This window comes from Sphingobacterium sp. UBA7038 (genome assembly GCF_002494055.1).
Lineage (GTDB): Bacteria > Bacteroidota > Bacteroidia > Sphingobacteriales > Sphingobacteriaceae > Sphingobacterium > Sphingobacterium multivorum.
Genome location: NZ_DLAV01000014.1, coordinates 50,860 through 69,107, shown reverse-complemented (window position 1 = coordinate 69,107; position 18,248 = coordinate 50,860). Strand labels below are relative to the sequence as shown.

Below are 18,248 nucleotides of genomic sequence, written 5' to 3'. Positions count from 1 at the left end.
TTAATCTTTCCAGGCAATGACCGAAATTTCGACATTTACATTCTTAGGAAGGGTTTTTACCGCAACACACTCACGTGCTGGTTGCGCTTCCTTAAAATATAAGGCATAGACTTCATTGACTAAGGTAAAATTGCCCATATCACTTAAGAAAATCGAAGCTTTGACAACATCTTCAAAAGTATATCCCGCATTGGTCAAGATAGCTTCTACATTTTTCAGTACCTGATGCGCTTCGTCTTTCACACCCGATGAAATTAATTCCATTGTTTCGGGAACCAGAGGAATTTGTCCAGAGACATATAATGTATTACCGGCTTTGATTGCCTGGTTATATGGTCCTATTGCAGCAGGAGCTTTGTCGGTATTTAAAATTTCTTTTTTTGACATGGATAACAGTGTTTAGGATGTAAAAAATATTTTGTAGATAAGGCCCAATAAAAAGACAATAATGGCCGTTGCATTAATAATATGCATAGCTTTTATGCTGCCATTTGTGGGGCGATCGGCGTTACGCTTTCTAAAGAAGTACATGGAACTAAGTTACAACAGTAAATTAGAAAGTGAAAATGAAAAGATCAAAAACTTTGAACGGATTTCTTGTAGGCTACGAAACAAAATCTTATGCAAGTGACAGGTTTTTTTTGAATTTTGGTAACTTGGTAATGAAATAGAATTTATATGAATAATAAGATAGCATTAATTGGTGGCAAAATATACACTGGTGAGTCGATTTTGGAGCAAAGAGCATTGCTGATCAGCGAAGGTAAAATTGTAGCGATTGTCCATGATGATGAGGTGCCTGCAGATTATACCAGTTATCCAGTCGGCGGGTCTAATATTTGTGCTGGGCTGATTGACCTTCAATTGTATGGTGACGGATCGGACTTGTATTCTGCCGAACGTAGTGTAGCCTCTTTGGAACGCATCGCTGAGGGTTTGGTCCGTAAAGGCACAACTTCTTTTATGATGACCTTAGCGACCAATACCATTCCCTTATTTAAGGACGCCATTCGGGTGGCAGAAGGCTTTCGGCACGATGCATTTCTAGGATTGCATCTGGAAGGCCCCTTTTTGAATCCTAAAAAACGGGGTGCGCATCCCGCGGAATTAATTATCGAGCCTACAAAGGAAAAGATTGACGATCTTTTGTCCGGAAATCAGGTTGTCAAGATGATGACCATTGCTCCTGAATGTATCGCTGATGATATCTTACAGCATTTGCAGAGCTATAATCTATTGCTCAGTGCAGGACATAGTGATGCGACTTTTGAGGAAGGTACCCACGGTTATGATCTGGGGATTCCAACAAGTACCCACCTGTTTAATGCCATGTCGCCGTTACATCATCGCGAAGTCGGGTTAGTCGGCGCAATTTTTAATCATCCGACAGCACAAGCAAGTATTATTGTCGACGGACATCATGTCAGCTTTGAAGCCGTAAAAATTGCGAAACGTCAGATGGGGGAGCGGCTGTTTATGATTACAGATGCGGTAGCCGCCTGCGATAAAGACATCTATCATCACGTCTTGAACGATGGCTATTATTCCCTGCCTGATGGCACCATTTCAGGAGCGGCAATCTCCTTGCTTGAGGGGGTAAAAAATGCTGTGCAAAAAGTTGGTATATCGCTTGATGAAGCGATCCGAATGGCAACACGGTATCCTGCAAATCTTTTAAAAAGGACGGATATTGGAAACCTCAATCAGGGGAGCATAGCGAATGTCATTGTCTTTAACGACGACTTTAAGCTGGAGCAGGTGATCTTCAATGGAGAGTTCAAGCATTGATCTATGTCGGAGAAGATTAACCGATTGGCCGTGATTGACTAATATTATATGTATCTTCGTTCGTTATTTTGAAAAAACACTATTCTATAGCTTGATGAAACATTCCCTATTATTTTTAGCGACAGCACTTTTTGTTTTATCTTCTTGTTCATCCAAGAAAAATAAGAAACAGGAGCCTGTCAATACCACAACTACAAATGTCGAAATTGTAAAAAAAGATCCACCTTCGGTACCCAAGCGCGAACGGGTGAAAAATACAATTGAAACAAAAGAACAGCCGGTTGCAGAAAAGAAGAAGGAAATTGTTGTCGATCTTCCGGTGTTACCGCGCGAGTTTCGCGCCGCTTGGGTGGCTTCTGTTGCCAATATCAATTGGCCGAGCAAAAATAACCTGAGTACCGCCGAGCAGCAACAGGAAGCAATTGGTATTTTGGATTTTTTGAAAAACAATAATTTTAATGCTGTTGTTTTTCAGGTGCGTCCATCAGCCGATGCATTTTATAAAAGTGATCTTGAACCCTGGTCTTATTTTTTGACAGGTACAGAAGGACAGGCACCTTCCCCTTATTATGACCCGCTTGATTTTTGGGTTGAGCAGGCGCATAAACGAGGAATTGAGCTGCATGTTTGGTTGAACCCCTACCGTGCCCATCATACTGCTGGCGGTGCTGTTACTTCAGCTTCCATGGCACGTAAAATGCCTGAGTCGGTTGTCAAATTGAAGCAGGGCTATTATTGGTTTGATCCTTCTAAACAATCTACACAGGACCACGCTGCACGTGTGGTTATGGATATTGTCAAGCGTTATGATATCGATGGTGTGCATTTCGATGATTATTTCTATCCTTACGCGGAATATAATGGTGGACAGGATTTCCCGGATTCGGATAGTTACAATGAATACAAACGTAATGGCGGGGATCTATCACGCGGAGACTTCCGCAGAAATAGTGTGAATACCTTTATCGAACGGATTTATAAGGATATTAAGAAAGAGAAGAATTTTGTAAAATTCGGTATCAGTCCCTTTGGTATCTGGAAACCGGGTTATCCGTCAGGAATCCAGGGATCTAGCCAGTATGATATGCTTTACGCAGATGCTAAATTATGGTTGAACAAAGGCTGGATAGACTATTTTGCTCCCCAGTTGTATTGGCCTATACAGCCAGCCAGACAAAGCTATACGGCTTTGTTAAAATGGTGGGAAAGTGAGAATACCATGGGACGCCACCTTTGGCCGGGCATCAATACGGTTGGCAGACGTGGTCCGGAATATGTTCAGGAAATTGTTAATCAAGTGGAGGCAGCACGTACGCTATTGCCTGATAACCGAGAAGGGGTGATCCACTGGAGTCTGGCAGGGCTTACCAAAAACCCGGCCATGACACAAGCTTTGGTGAATGGGCCTTATCAGGTGAAAGCATTGGTACCAACAAGTCCTTGGTTAAATGCAAATCCTTTGTTGAAACCTACTTTGCTGGTAACTCCACAGGGGGGTACTACTTTTGTGAAATGGCAGCACCAGCAAATTGATCAGGTTGCAAAATGGGTATTGTATCTCAACTACGGTGGCGTATGGCAATATGAAATATTGGAGCCTGGGGTTACAGGTAAGGACATCCCAACGACATTGAACAACAAAAAACTACAGTATGTTGCGGTAAAGGCTGTTGACCGTTTGAGCAACGAAGGTCCTTATGCCGCAGAGAAGATAAAATAACGAGCTGTTGTTTCATCAACGCGTAAAAAAGGGATATCTGAATTTTGGATATCCCTTTTTTGTATCATTATCTATCGGTAATGGTCAGGACGAACCTTCTGTTGGCGCGTGTACGTAAGCCCATGTGATTCATTCAGGTTTTGTTTTGAATTGTAATCTATCCAAAGTAAATTTATGGGTATGGAAGAAATCTATAAAACGGTAAGCGAATCTGTGATTCGGATGTCACAGCTGATGTTGCCCTCCAATGCTAATTTTGGCGGTAAAATTCACGGCGGTTATATTTTATCTTTGATGGATCAGATCGCTTTTGCGGTGGCATCTAAATTTTCTGCACATTATTGTGTGACGGCCTCCGTTGGCAAAGTTGATTTTTTGAAGCCTATTGAGGTGGGCGAATTGGTGACATTGATCGCTTCTGTGAATTATGTAGGTAACTCTTCTATGGAAGTCGGTATTCGGGTCGAAGCCATGAATATTCAGACGGGCGAAACCAAGCATTGTAATTCCTCTTATTTTACGATGGTGGCAAAAGATGAAACAGGCAAGCCCGCCCGGGTGCCAAGGTTAATATTGGAGACCGAAAAAGATGTATTTCGTTTCTACCGCTGTGTGGTGAAGATGGAAGTCGACAAAGAAAGAGACCGTGCTATTCATGATCTGGAGACAGATTCTGCGGAGCAGCAGGCCTATATCAAGCAGCATTTTGATGTGAAGATCAGTCTGAGCTCCTAGGTCTTCTTTCCTTTCTTACCATTCAAATGTCCCTAGATATTTACTGTCTGTGCATTCATCGCTTCCGTCTGTTTTGTAGAAAAATACATAGACATGATAGTTGCCGACGGTTTGCTGTCGGGATAGGATAGCTGTCTGTGTTTTATGCGTAAGAGGATTCATGCTTTCATTTGTGAAAGCGCACTCATCGGGATTGTATAGCAGCAAACGGCAATTACTCGAGCTGATGTTATGTTGTGATGCAGTATCTGCATCATATTCCCAGGTGAGTGTAAATGTTCCTGTCTCTTCATCTACCTGAAATGTATGGGTGGAAATGGGATTGGGGGTTCCTTTACTCACGCGAAAGTTTTCAAAATTGATGACATAGCCAGTTGCCGTTTTTTCTACGGCATTATTGAGGTTGTAAGACATCGCATTGCCATATGCTTTCTTCTCGGGGTTATAATTTTTAAATCCGACCCGTATTAAATCTAGCATTGGGGAGATAAATTTTTGGATGAGGGAGAAACGTGACCTTGATTGAATTTGATCTGCAGAAGGTTTTTTTCTACTTTTCTTAGGTAAGCCCCTTGCATAGGTTGTATTTCCATTGGTAACAAATACTACTGATCCTGCTTTGCCCGAAAGCGTGCCATTGGCACCGTTTTTAATGACTGCCATAATCTAAGTTAATTGCGATTGATTTTTCTTTAAGTTACAAAATAAATAGGTATTGATCAATAGTAGATTCAACCTTTTTTCGGATTTACAACGAATCTTGAACGGAATTTAGTCGGACTTTATTCGCTTGCAACCGAAGAAGCACCGAAGTAGCACCGAACAAGTACCGAAGAAGCACCGAGTAATCTCCGAATGCAGTAGCTAATAATTAGTCTAAAATGGCGGTGTAAATCGAATATTCCTTTGCATAAGCACGCTGTTATGTGTTGGATGCTGCATGCTATTGGTGGTTTTGTGGTGCTAATGTTTGTTTTCTGCTATCAAATTCGGTGAAAAGGTCTTGCTAAATGCTTTTATAAGATGTTTTGGTTTTTATTTTGCTGTGCTATGCGTTTTTGTATCTGTTTTTATAGGAATTAATGGTTTTTTTGCTGTCAGATTGTGCGTTAATGTGTTTATTGTTATTTCTTTTTCAAATAATTATGCATAAGCTTGCAAAAATAGGAAGCTTTTCATACTATTGTGTAGTAATTGATATAAACTTAGGGTTGGAACCGCCCGTTATGGAAAATTATTAACAACTAACTAAAAACCATGAATAAAAAAATTCTCTTATTCTGTTCAGGGGTGATGCTGTCAACCAGTTTATGGGCACAGACCAAAACTGTAACGGGTAAAGTGACGAATGCTTCTGATGGTGGTACAATGCCTAATGTAACCGTAAGCATCAAAGGTAAATCTGTCAGTACACAAACTAAGCCTGATGGAAGTTTCACCATCAATGCGGAGCCAGGCGATATTTTGATTTTCAGAGCCGTGGGTTCTCAGGAAAGACAACAACTGGTTGGGACAAATGCAACGATCAATGTTACGCTTTCTGGCAGTGAGGAGGCGCTTGAAGAGGTGGTTGTGACGGCCATGGGAATTAAGAAGGAAAAAAAAGCGCTTGGCTATGCTGTTCAGGACATAAAATCGGATGAGTTGATGAAGAATAAGACGGCAAACGTGGTCAATTCATTGGCAGGGAAGATTGCAGGGGTTAATGTAACACAGGCTTCGGGTTCTGCCGGTGCCGGAGCGCAGATTATTCTTCGCGGCGGAACTTCTCTTGAGCGCGACAACCAGCCCTTGTTTGTTGTAGACGGTGTGATCTACGATAACTCTACGGTTATTGGAGGAAATAGTGCCTTCGATGGCGCTCAAGCAACAGCAACCTCTAACAGTAACCGGGTGATGGATATTAATCCCGAAGATATCGACAATGTGTCGGTGTTGAAAGGTCCGGCTGCGGCAGCCTTATACGGGTCAAGAGCTGCTGCGGGAGCTATTATCATTACGACGAAAAAGGGACAAGAAGGGCGTACGGAGATTGGTTTTTCAAGTAGATTTTCAAATAATTGGGTGAATCGCTTGCCAGAGCAGCAAGGAAAATACAAACGTGGCTATTATAACAGTGCGGGTGTACTGGATGATTATACCACGCAATCCTGGGGCGAAAAATTTGGAAGTAATGATGTTGTTTATAACAACGTGAAAGATTTCTTCCAGCATTCGACGGTATTTGACAATACCGTTAATTTATCCGGCGGAAATAAAAATGGATCATTCTATTTGTCTGGTTCCCGCTTTGATCAAAAGGGTATCGTACCTAATACAAGCTTTGATAAAACCACGTTCCGCTTTAATGGGGATCAAAAATTTGGTAAACTGACGGTGGGCGCTAATGTGGGGTATTCGCTGGCAAATACAGATAAAACCCTAACTTCTGCGGGGCTATGGGGATCAGGTGGTACAGGAGCGATGGAGTCCCTGTACAGCTGGTCAAGAAGTGATAATATGAAGAAATACCTCAACGATGACGGGTCGAAGTATCGGATGTTTGAAGGCCGCCAGCCGCTAGAATCTGATGTGGAAAATCCATACTGGACAATCAATAAAAATATTTTGGGCGATAACACTGAGCGTATTACAGGTAGTATCAATGCAAGTATGCCCATCTTCGATTGGTGGAGCCTGACCTATCGTGTCGGGATGGATAGTTATCTGACTAAAAACTCAACTATTATCGGTGAAGGTGGTGCAATTAAGAAACCTTGGCAAAAAGGTATGATGTCGGAAAGTGATTTCAAATACAACTATTGGTCTTCCAACATCATGTCCAATTTCAATAAAAAGGTAGGTGATTTTGATTTAGGCGCTTTAGTGGGATTTTTCTCGGAACAAACCAAGACGACAACAAACCGCCGTATGGGCTATCATTTTGAGGTAGACAATTTTTACAGCTTCGAAAATATAGCAGCAGCGAATAAACAGTTCGCAGTAAACAATACAAAAAAACGTCTTTTTGGTTTGTACGGTGAGTTAAGAGCTTCATATAAAAATATGTTGTTTTTGAATGTTACGGGAAGAAATGACTGGACCTCGACGTTACCAGTAGACAATAGGTCTTATTTTTATCCTTCTGTTGGTGGTAGCTTTGTGTTTACCGAACTCATGAAAGACAGTCGCCCAGACTGGTTGGATTTTGGAAAGCTGAGAGCTTCCTGGGCGCGCGTGGGTAAGGACGCCAATCCGTATGTAACCAATACCTACCTTTGGAAGCCTGTTGAATATTTAGGTGGAATTGTAGGCGCGGGAAATAACTGGCAGAAAGGTAATCCGTTTTTGAAACCTGAAACAACAGGTTCGTTTGAAGTCGGTGCTGAATTGCGCTTTTTTAAGGGGCGATTGGGCGTGGATTATGCCTACTATACCAATAATTCCTATAACCAGATCCTGTCTCCACGTTTAGGACAATCGACAGGATATATTTTCATCTCAGTCAACGGTGGCGATATCTACAATAAAGGGATGGAGTTGTCCTTAACTGGTAAGCCGATTGTGAAAAACGACTTTGTTTGGGAATCTACGTTAAACATGTCCAGAAACAAAGGGACAGTAGATAACTTGCTCGCAGGGGTCAATATTTTGTATGTCACAGACGTGCAGGTAGGGAATGCGAAAGCTGCATCCTTTAACGGAGGAAACTTTATGGGGATCTCAGGTTCGCAATGGACCCGTACACCTGATGGAAAAGTTGTTTTGGACGCTAATACGGGTATGCCAACAAGTGACAACCAGACGACATATAATATCGGAAACCGTGAGCCTAAGCTGACAGGTGGATTCAATAACAGCTTGACTTATAAAAATTTTAATCTGTCCTTCCTGTTTGATTTCCGTATAGGTGGCGATATCTATAACGGTACAGATTATGCGATGACGATTAATGGAATGAGCAAGCGAACCGAAGATCGTGATCAGCTGATTTTGGACGGAGCCATCCGTAACGGCGGAACAAACGACGCTCCGGTGTACGAAAACAAAACATTCACTTTCTTGGCCGACCAGATGTACACGATTAAAGGTGTGTCAACAAGCGGACGGAAGATTATCCAAGATTATTGGAGTGATTTCTACGCCCGTGAAAGTGCGAACTTTATGGTGAAAACAAACTGGTTGCGCTTGCGGAATATCTCGATGTCCTACAACTTTTCGGACGGTGTCCTGAAGAATGCCGGTGTTTCCAAAGTGGTAAAAGGTCTTACAGCTACTTTGACTGGTACTAATCTTTGGTTGTTGACCAACTACAAAGGGCTTGATCCGGAGGCCTCCGCTGCCGGATCTGGTGTAACGGGATCTAGTTCGGTAGGTATTGATTACAACGGTGTGCCAAGTACAGCCGGTGTTATGTTTGGTTTAAATTTTAGATTTTAAGATAGAAAAGTCATGAATAAATATAAGAGAATAGTCTCATTTCTGTTGGTTCTAACTTTATTTTCGTCCTGTAGTAAGAATTGGTTGGATATCAATATAGACCCGAATACGCCATCCAGCACCGTGGCTTCGGTCCAGAGCCGTTTGGCTTGGATACAGCATTATTATATGTATGCACAAGGGACAGCGGGGACACGGGCGGGGTTTGTGACACAGCAACTGACATTTGTCAACGGTACTGCATCAAACAGTATGATTGCTGGCTGGAACCCTGCGGCAGGTATGTCGACCACACCTTATCAGTTTTTCTTTGTCGGTGCAGGGGCAAATTTTAAGGATATGGAAGATAAGGCTACGGCCGATAAGGCTTACCATTATCTTGGTGCATTGCATGCTATCCGTGCCATGGGTTTTATGCTAATGACGGATTGGTATGGTGAGATGCCTTACACGGAGGCCTTGGGTACCATCATAACGCCAAAATTTGATGGTGGAAAAGTGATTTTCGAAGGTTGTCTTACTGATATTGATAAGGCAATTGAATACTTTAATATGACGCAGCCTGGCACTGCTGCTCCCTTGTCGGCCGGCGACAGCTGGAATGGTGGCGATGTAAGTAAGTGGCTGAAGATGTGTTATGGCTTAAAAGCGCGATGGTTGAATAACCTATCGAAAAAGAGCGCTTTGTACAAACCGGATGATGTATTGGCGGCGTTAAATAAGGCTGCCACTTCGGTGGGAGAAAGTACAGTAATAACTCATATGGATGATGCGACTGATAATATCGGGGATATCCTATTTGCAGATCCTGTAAAAACCTCTATCGTTTTTAATAATGCGGGTATGAATACCAATACTTTGGTTACGAAATGGTATGAGAATTTATTAACCAATTTTGACAATAAAGGCATAGAGGATCCGCGGGCAGACAAATTATTGCCTTGGGCAGAATACGGTTATCCCAAAAAGATGATCCGTTCCAAAGGAGTAGATATGCAGTCTACTATCCGCATGAACTCCGGGCCTATAGCGTCCTCTTATAATGATAAAGATGTGGCTATTCAGAGTAATGGCCGTACGGTAAACCCACACTCCTGGTATATTAACAGTGCCAATACAGCACGTTGGGGAGATACCGTTTATGTATCCATTAAAAGTAGTTCCAAGGGATATGACAGCGATGTGTCAGATACCTATAGATGGAAAGATGGTACCGTGGCTGCTTCAGGTACATTTTATTCGCGTCCCGATGCGCCTACCCATCTGGTTGCATACCCCGAAATGTGCTTTATTAAAGCTGAGGTCTTATTTAATAAGGGAGATAAAGCAGGTGCCTTCAATGCCTATAAAGAGGGAATTAAAGCACATATTGACTTAATGAATATAAAGCTGGGTTCTTATGCAGACGCCAGTCCGAGCAAATCGCCAATGACCCAGGCCAAGATCGATAATTTTCTAAACAAAGGCATTGGTACGGCGGGAGATATTACATTGGCTAAAATTATGACGCAAAAATTTATCGCACTTTCGTTTTCACAGCAAAACTGGAATGATATGCGTCGCTATGATTTTAGCAGTTCAGTCTATCCCGGTTGGTCAGTTCCCTATGAGTACACGGTGACCGCAGCAGCACAAACTAAAATACCGCAAGGAAAGCAGTTCAGAAGAGTACGTCAGGTTTCGCATGAGATCAACTACAATTCCGATAATTTAAAAGCATCTCATCCGAATGCGTTAAATGACGATATCTGGTCATTCCCGGTTTGGTGGGATACCAAAGAATAATTTTAAATTTGAAAGCCGCAACTGCGGCTTTCTTTATCTAGTTTGTTTTTGTTATGAAATATTGTATTAATTTCCTTCTTCTTTTTATACCATTTGTGCTTTTTGCACAATCACCCAAAATTATTCAAAAACCGATTACCTGGGATAAGGACCGTATTCAACTTTCATTGGAGTACCTCAAAAATCGGCACGGTCTATCGCAGTCGACTCCGGTTATCCATCCCAAAATGGTGGTAGTGCATTGGACCGCGAATAACAGCGTGAAAGCGACCTTTAATACATTCAATCCTACGCGGCTTCCGGGGCGTCCGGAACTGACCAAGGCCAGTGCCTTGAATGTATCTTCGCAATTTGTCATCGATCGTGACGGTACGATTTATCAGTTTTTACCAGATTCTATTTTTGCACGGCATACCATAGGTCTCAATTATTGTGCAATAGGGATAGAAAATATAGGTAGTCGCCAGAACCCACTGACTGATGCACAATTGAAAGCGAACGAAGAGCTTATCCGTTACCTCAGTAAAAAATATCCCATCGAATTTGTTTTAGGTCACCATGAGTACCAACGTTTTAAGAAAACAAGCTGGTGGAAAGAAACTGATCCCAATTACATCACGGGTAAAGATGATCCGGGAGATAAATTTATGCATGAGCTAAGAAAGCATCTTGTCGATCTGAAATTGAACCCCCTGCCTTAAATCATGCCAAATCGAAGAATTTCGTTCTGCAGGTAAATTGCGTTTTCCTACAGGAATAAGTAATAAGTGTGCAATTGGTGATCGTTTTGCAATATATTTTGCTGGTTTGCTGTATTTTGCTGCATTGTTAATAAAATGTTAATTGTATTTGATTTGTTACGTGAGCGTGTGCTCTGCACACTTACTTATTTTTCTTTTTAATCGTCCGATTTATTGTAATCGACTGTATTTCAATTTATTGTGATGTATTTTTGCTTTCAGTCTCAACTAATATATTGCGGTTTAATTCCTGTTACAGAAGTAATTTGTAAGTGAATACTCACTTTCTTTTGCGTTTTTATGTTGCTTTAAGTTTTAAAAACGAAAAGTTCTACTTACTTTTATTCTGATTTTCAATTATTCGTGCATAAAACTGCAATTTGTGCATGATCTAAGAGTCTATTTATGATGAAAAATGCCTTATTAAAGCTATCCTTTTTAATTTCTGTTGTTGCTTGGGTTTCCTGTGGGAATTCGTTGAAGTCTACGAAAGCGAGCAAAACCGCAGTAAACAGCATGACCGGCCGGGTAACGAGCCAAGTTGTTATTCCGGGTGCAGATCAACTTACGCTGTATTTACCACAACTAAAAGGTAAGAAAGTGGGAATAATGGGAAATCAAACTTCCATTGTAGGGGCTGATAAAAAACATCTTGTCGATGTCTTGATCGATAATAAGGTTGATTTGAAGTTTGCCTTTGCGCCTGAACATGGTTTCCGCGGGAACGTTGAACGTGGTGAGAAGTTTGGGAATGATGTTGATCAAAAGACTGGTTTGCCGCTGTTTACATTGTATGGAGGTAATAAGAAACAAGATTCTATCGTCAATTCCATTGATGTGATGATCTTCGACCTGCAGGACGTTGGGGCACGCTTTTATACATACATCACTTCTTTGCACCGTGTAATGGAATTATGTGCAAAGCATAATAAAAAATTAATTGTACTGGATCGTCCAAATCCAAATGGCGACCAGGTGGATGGACCTGTAAGGCATGATGATAAGTTTAAATCAGATGTTTCCTGGCATAAAATAGCCATGATCCATGGTTTAACAATCGGCGAGCTGGCGCAGATGATCAATGGAGAGCGGTGGCTTGAGAATGGCCGCCAGGCCGATGTAACGATTGTACAGGTCAAAAATTGGAATCATAACAGTAGGTATGAGCTGCCGGTCATCCCATCGCCAAGTCTGCCAAATTATCTTTCTGTTCGGTTGTACCTTTCATTATGTCTTTTTGAAGGTACGGATATTTCGGTAGGTCGGGGTACGGATTGGCCGTTCCAGGTATTAGGTTATACAAATCCGGTCTATGGCTCCTTTACTTTTACACCGGGCGAACGTCACGGTATGTCCAAACATGTGGAGGGCAAAGGAACAGTCAATTATGGTGTTGATTTGCGCGGTCTGGATGCTGATCATCAAAAATTTACCTTAAAATATCTGTTGGACTTTTATCAAAAGACACCTGATAAATCCACTTTCTTCGCGCGGCCTGAATTTTTTGATAAGCTTGCGGGGACAAATCAATTACGTAAGCAAATCCTTGCCGGACAATCTGAAGCTCAGATTCGTGCTTCTTGGTCCGATGACCTGAAAGCCTATAAGCAAATGCGTAAAAAGTACCTGCTTTATACTGATTTCGAATAGCAATAACTAACAATATTAACTAGAATCATTTATTTTAAAACTCTATAATCAATGCGAAAATTTGTACTATTTTCTGTTGCTCTTGGATTGAGTTTTCCTTCTGAATCCTATTCTTTTGCAAAAAAAGAAGGTGCTTTGAATCGCGACAATTTAACAAGCGCCTTTCTGAGTTCTTCTGCAAAAAATGCGTTTCAAAATACGGTGCAAGGTACTGTAAAGGATGGAAAAGGTCCAGTCTCTGGGGTAAGCGTGTCTGTGATTGGCGGTACTGCGTCAACTAAGACTGATGCTCAGGGGCATTTTAAAATTACAGCTGCCGTGGGGAGCAAGTTGCGTTTTTCGTCTGTAGGATACGTGACGAAGGAGGTTGCCATTACTTCAGCTACGCTTGATGTAACATTAGCGGACGATAATCAAGCGTTGGACGAAGTGGTCGTTGTCGGTTACGGTACCCAGAAAAAAGGTAACCTAACTGGTGCGGTTTCATCGATCAATGTGAAGGAGAATCTACAGAGTCGTCCGATCGCCGATGTCGGCCGGGCAATTCAAGGGACGACGCCAGGATTTAGTGTTACTGTACCGAGTGGTGAGGTTGGATCTGATCCTACCATGCGTATTCGTGGTGCAATATCTTCCATTCAAGGGAATAGTAGTCCATTGATCTTGGTGGATAATGTGGAAATCCCGAGTATCCAATATGTAAATCCGGATGATGTTGAGTCGATCACCGTATTAAAAGATGCTGCCTCTTCGTCCATCTATGGTGCGAAAGCTGCTTTTGGTGTCGTATTGATTAAGACGAAAACAGGTGGAAGTGCGGAAAAGGTTACCGTAAATTATTCTAATAACTTCTCATTCCAAAATCCATATAAAAAGTTGGAAATGGGACGTGTTAATGCCTTGAAATATACCATTGACGCATTAGAAAGAGTTGGCGGAACCGAAACTGGTGCTTTCTATAAAGTAAATAGAGAAAGTTATGAACGCGCAGTGGAGTGGGATAAAAAATATGGATCTTCAATCGGGAAAGATGATCCAACGGTATATGGCAGAGACTGGTATGTAGATCCGGGATCGCCGACGAAAAAGTACGGTGTTAGAACGTATGATCCATATGATTATATGGTGCGCGAGTGGGCTCCCACACAAACACATAACTTGTCTTTAAATGGTACCATTAAGAAGACACAATATACAGCTTCATTTGGTTCGTTAAACCAAAGCGGTATGTTAAAGGCCGGCGATTCGGATAAGTTTAAACGGTATAATGCTGCATTAAGACTAAATACCGAACTGAATAAATATGTGACTATTAGGGGTGGAGCGATGTTTGCACAACGGAACAAGATCTATCCTTATGCGACAAACTCAACAACGGCCGATCCATGGTTGTACATGTATCGCTGGAGTTCCCTTTATCCAATGGGCTATGACGAAAATAACAACCCAATAAGGAGTCCATGGAGTGAAAATGAGGCGGCAAACCAAGCTTCCATGCTTCGCAATTATATTAATTTAAGCGCTGGTGCTACAGTTAATATAATGAAGAATTGGAAAGTAGATGTAGACTATACATTTACCAATGAGGATTATAGCTGGCGTAAAAACGGGACGAGATATACAGCAGCCAATTCTTGGGTAGCAGCTAAACAACGGTTTGATGCACAAGGAAATCCAGTTTATGTCAATAAAGAAGGAGCTGTTGTCAATAAGGGAGATGCTGATGCAACTTTAGCTTATGATCTTTCCAATGATATGTATACAGCGAATGGTTCTGCGCAAGATCATATCTATATGCGTTCACAAAATGAACATAAGCATACTGTCAATGCATTTACAACGTATGAGCTCGACTTGAATGATGATCATAACTTTAAATTTATCCTTGGTTTAAATAGAGTAACAAACGATGGTTCTTACCATTGGACACAGCGTGCTGATTTATTGGATATCACAAATCCTCAGTTTGATTTGGCTGTGGGCCAAATTACGGGTAGCGGTGGTGAGTATTGGGAATCACAATTAGGGTATTTTGGCCGTGTGAACTATGCGTATAAGAATAAGTATCTATTTGAAGGTAATATCCGTTATGATGGTTCCTCCAAGTTTCCAACAGATTTGAAATGGCGATGGTTTCCATCCTTTTCAGCAGGCTGGGTAGTTTCAGAAGAAAAATTCATGGACTGGTCAAGGGCTACATTAAATCAGTTGAAGTTTAGAGGTTCATGGGGTGTTATCGGAAATCAAACGGTACCTTCTGATCTTTATGTTTCAAACATGGATGCGGGTCAGATTAATTACATCGTCAATGGCGCATTGTTGAATTCTGTGGGTACGCCAAAACTGAATTGGCCAAACGTTACGTGGGAAGATCTGGAAACCCTGGATTTCGGTGCGGATGCCAGATTCTTCAAGAATAAATTAGGTTTGACGTTTGACTGGTATCAGAAGAAGACCAAAAATATGTTTGCTCCTTTGGAAGGAACAACACTGACCTTGGGTTCTGCGGCGCCTTGGGGTAACTTCGGTACCTTGACGACCAAAGGCTTCGAATTGGCCATCGATTTTAATCACCGATTTGAGAATGGATTGGGTATTAATTTTAGGGCTAATTTGGATGACTCTAAATCTGTTTTTAGTGGCTATACGTCATTACGCACTACCGGTGTGAATTATAATGGTCGGGTATATGGTGATATTTGGGGGTATGAGACAGACCGTCTGTACCAATACAATGATTTTGTATTGGATGGAAATAACAATCCGCAGTTGGTAAAACCAAATGCAGATATGACCAAATATTATGGAAGTACAGATAACGTCTATCTCTTGAAAGAGGGGCCGAATGGTGAAAAGCCTGTCTATCAGCCACGATTCCAAAATTCAACTAATTTCTATTTTGGTCCTGGGGATGTTAAATTCAAAGATTTGAATGGTGACGGCGAGATCGATAATGGTGACGGTACGATCGATAATCCTGGCGATATGAAGATCATTGGTAATTCGACGCCTCGTTATCAGTATGGCTTTAGATTTGGTGCTGATTGGAAAGGCTTCGATGTTTCAGCATTTTTCCAAGGTGTGGGACAACGTAAAGTTTGGGGAGCAGGATTCTTGGCGATTCCAGGATTTAACACTTCAGATGGAGCGATGCCTGCAAGCTTTGTAAACGATTACTGGACGAAAGATAATCAAGGAGCATTCTATCCGGCTGCATTCAACAACGGCGGTAGTGTGAATGTCAATAATATGCAAGTTCAGTCCCGCTATCTGTTGGATATGTCGTATTTGAGAATTAAGAACCTAACTGTGGGGTATACAATTCCTCAGCATATCGTGCAACGAGCTAAGATAAATAACTTACGTGTTTATGTTTCGTTGGAGAATTTCTTCACTTGGGATAAGCTTCGTGGCTTACCGATTGATCCGGAAGAGGTGCAAGGCTTCTCGATTTTTAATGAAACGAATTACAACGGTGGACGTACAGGTGTTGGAACACCAACATTTAAGAGTGCCTCATTTGGTGTTCAGTTAAACTTTTAAACGAATTTGACAGATGAAATTAAATAGAATAAAAATTGGATCTATCATGCTTTCCGCCATGTTATTGGGGGTGGGCTGTAGTAAGGATGTGCTGGATAGGCCTGATCAAACTAAAGTAATCGATGAAAACTTTTGGAGAAATGAAGCTGATGTTCGTTTGTATGCAAATGATTTTTATTTAAATTATTTTGTTGGCTATAATACTTTTTATGGTACGGCCTATGCTCCCTTAGTGGGATATAACTATGCAGATGACTTTACTTCTGAAGGAACGCAAGGTGGCTTTGAGTCAGTTGTTCCGACGAGTAGAGGTGCGAGTACGGTGACACCTGATATGTTGACGACCTACTCAGGGCCGACCTGGAATTTTTACTGGGTTAGAAAGGCTAATGTGATGTTGACCAGGATTGAAACAAAGGCCAAGTCAAAATTGTCAGAGGCTGAGTATAAGCACTGGACTGCAGTAGCTCGTTTTTTTAGAGGCTACGAATATAGTAGGTTAGTTTCTGTGTTTGGTGATGTGCCTTATTTTGATGTTGAAGTTGATCCGATGGATCAGGCTACAATGTATAAGGAACGTACCAAGCGCGGGGAGGTTATGGATAAAGTCTATACAGATTTTGAGTATGTGCTTGATAATATGCGTGCTGATGACGGAAAAGGTTATGTAAATAAATATGCAGCAGCGGCACTTATTTCTAACCTCATGTTGTTTGAAGGTTCCTGGGAAAAATACCATGGCTTGGATCAAGATCGTGCGAAAAAGTATCTCGCGCTTGCGGTTAAAGCGTCCGAAGTTGTCATGAATAGTGGAAAGTGGTCTTTTGGAAGTGATTTTAAAAGCCTGTTCGCATCTGAAGATCTTTCAAGCAATCCAGAGGTAATTTTCTTCAGAACTTATAATGATGCCTTGAAAGTAACGCACGCCGTAGGTTCTTACAGTAATGGTACTGAAGGGCAGAAGGGCGTTAACTTGGATTTGTTGAAATCTTTTATCTGTAACGATGGAAAGGTTTGGCAAAACTCAGCGCTCACAAATGCTTCGGACTTTTCGATGAAATCTTTGGCGAGAACGAGAGACCCACGGTTTGAAGCTTCGTTGATGGATACCGTTAATACAGCTTCATCAACATTTGCTTACGGTCATAAATTTGCTGCTAGAGAAGCCTTGACGTATATTGGAAAAACTTATCCAGCAAAATGGAGTAGTAATACAAATACAAATGATGCTCCGATTGTGCGTCTTGGTGAGGTTGTGTTGAATTGGATTGAGGCAAGGCAGATTCTTGCGGAGTTTTTTGGTGGAGCAGCTGTTACCCAAGGTGATTTGGATAAATCAATCAATGCGGTACGGAATAGGCCGCTAGACGCAGATGCCATAGCTAAAGGGGTAAAGAAAACGGCACCTTTGACATTAAATTCCCTGCCGAACGATCCAAGCCGCGATGCGGATGTGTCGCCGTTGATGTGGGAAATCAGACGTGAACGAAGAATGGAATTTGTATATGAGTATGCGCGATTGAATGATATCCGTCGCTGGAAAAAATTGGATTATATGAACTTTTCACGCAATGTCGATTATTCATTGGGTCCCTGGGTAAATATCAAAAAGGATCTTCCAAATCGTTTGACAAAAGCTTACGAAGGTGTTTTGAAAGTCCGTGACGCAGCAGGAAATACAATCACGTACAATGGTAAAAACGCCGATGCTATGGTGGGATATTACGTTGTTCCGAAATTTGCAAACAGGGTAAGTTTTACCGATCGGTCGTACTTGGCTCCTGTTGGACTGAATCAGATTCAACAATATGCAAATTTGGGCTATATCTTAACACAGACGCCAGGCTGGCAATAGATAGCATTGTATT

General features: G+C 41.6%; 12 protein-coding genes. 9 read left to right on the top strand and 3 right to left on the bottom strand.

The window, feature by feature from the left end; genetic code table 11:
• Both B3H30_RS08765 and B3H30_RS24745 read right to left on the bottom strand, forming a co-directional pair.
• Entirely contained in the window at positions 1-387 is a 387-nt protein-coding gene (locus tag B3H30_RS08765) for a RidA family protein (RefSeq protein WP_286710259.1), read from the bottom strand.
• A gap of 12 nt (positions 388-399) precedes the next feature.
• On the bottom strand, positions 400-531 hold the full coding sequence (locus tag B3H30_RS24745; RefSeq protein WP_312128511.1) for a DUF6728 family protein: 132 nt from the start codon (positions 529-531) through the stop codon (positions 400-402).
• Positions 532-678: 147 nt separating this feature from the next.
• Here B3H30_RS24745 and nagA point away from each other — a divergent pair, with 147 nt between their 5' ends.
• The 3 genes from nagA (at position 679) to B3H30_RS08750 (ending at position 4,243) form a co-directional block, all read left to right on the top strand.
• Complete coding sequence (nagA, locus tag B3H30_RS08760) at positions 679-1,788, top strand: N-acetylglucosamine-6-phosphate deacetylase (RefSeq protein WP_286710258.1); 1,110 nt, start codon at positions 679-681, stop codon at positions 1,786-1,788.
• Positions 1,789-1,882: 94 nt separating this feature from the next.
• Complete coding sequence (locus B3H30_RS08755; protein WP_286710257.1) at positions 1,883-3,508, top strand: glycoside hydrolase family 10 protein; 1,626 nt, start codon at positions 1,883-1,885, stop codon at positions 3,506-3,508.
• Between the two features lie 180 nt (positions 3,509-3,688).
• Complete coding sequence (locus B3H30_RS08750) at positions 3,689-4,243, top strand: acyl-CoA thioesterase (protein WP_046672667.1); 555 nt, start codon at positions 3,689-3,691, stop codon at positions 4,241-4,243.
• A gap of 15 nt (positions 4,244-4,258) precedes the next feature.
• Here the strand turns inward: B3H30_RS08750 and B3H30_RS08745 are convergent, their stop codons facing one another.
• Positions 4,259-4,906, bottom strand: coding sequence for a DUF6266 family protein (locus B3H30_RS08745; protein WP_159333457.1), 648 nt, complete (start codon positions 4,904-4,906; stop codon positions 4,259-4,261).
• Between the two features lie 594 nt (positions 4,907-5,500).
• On the opposite strand from B3H30_RS08745, the gene B3H30_RS08740 reads away from it, so the two are divergent.
• The 6 genes from B3H30_RS08740 to B3H30_RS08715 all read left to right on the top strand — a co-directional run bounded on the left by B3H30_RS08740 (position 5,501) and on the right by B3H30_RS08715 (position 18,235).
• Positions 5,501-8,662, top strand: a complete 3,162-nt coding sequence (locus tag B3H30_RS08740) for a SusC/RagA family TonB-linked outer membrane protein (protein ID WP_286710256.1) — start codon at positions 5,501-5,503, stop codon at positions 8,660-8,662.
• Positions 8,663-8,674: 12 nt separating this feature from the next.
• Entirely contained in the window at positions 8,675-10,447 is a 1,773-nt protein-coding gene (locus B3H30_RS08735) for a SusD/RagB family nutrient-binding outer membrane lipoprotein (RefSeq protein WP_286710255.1), read from the top strand.
• Positions 10,448-10,500: 53 nt separating this feature from the next.
• The gene (locus B3H30_RS08730; protein ID WP_159333454.1) at positions 10,501-11,148 is read left to right on the top strand and encodes an N-acetylmuramoyl-L-alanine amidase; all 648 of its coding nucleotides are present in this window, start codon (positions 10,501-10,503) and stop codon (positions 11,146-11,148) included.
• Between the two features lie 444 nt (positions 11,149-11,592).
• Positions 11,593-12,837: an exo-beta-N-acetylmuramidase NamZ family protein gene (locus B3H30_RS08725; protein ID WP_286833924.1), complete on the top strand. Its 1,245-nt coding sequence runs from the start codon at positions 11,593-11,595 to the stop codon at positions 12,835-12,837.
• 51 nt (positions 12,838-12,888) lie between these two features.
• Entirely contained in the window at positions 12,889-16,380 is a 3,492-nt protein-coding gene (locus B3H30_RS08720) for a SusC/RagA family TonB-linked outer membrane protein (RefSeq protein WP_286833923.1), read from the top strand.
• A 13-nt stretch (positions 16,381-16,393) separates the two neighbouring features.
• Positions 16,394-18,235, top strand: a complete 1,842-nt coding sequence (locus B3H30_RS08715; RefSeq protein ID WP_070561302.1) for a RagB/SusD family nutrient uptake outer membrane protein — start codon at positions 16,394-16,396, stop codon at positions 18,233-18,235.
• Positions 18,236-18,248 lie beyond the last annotated feature (13 nt).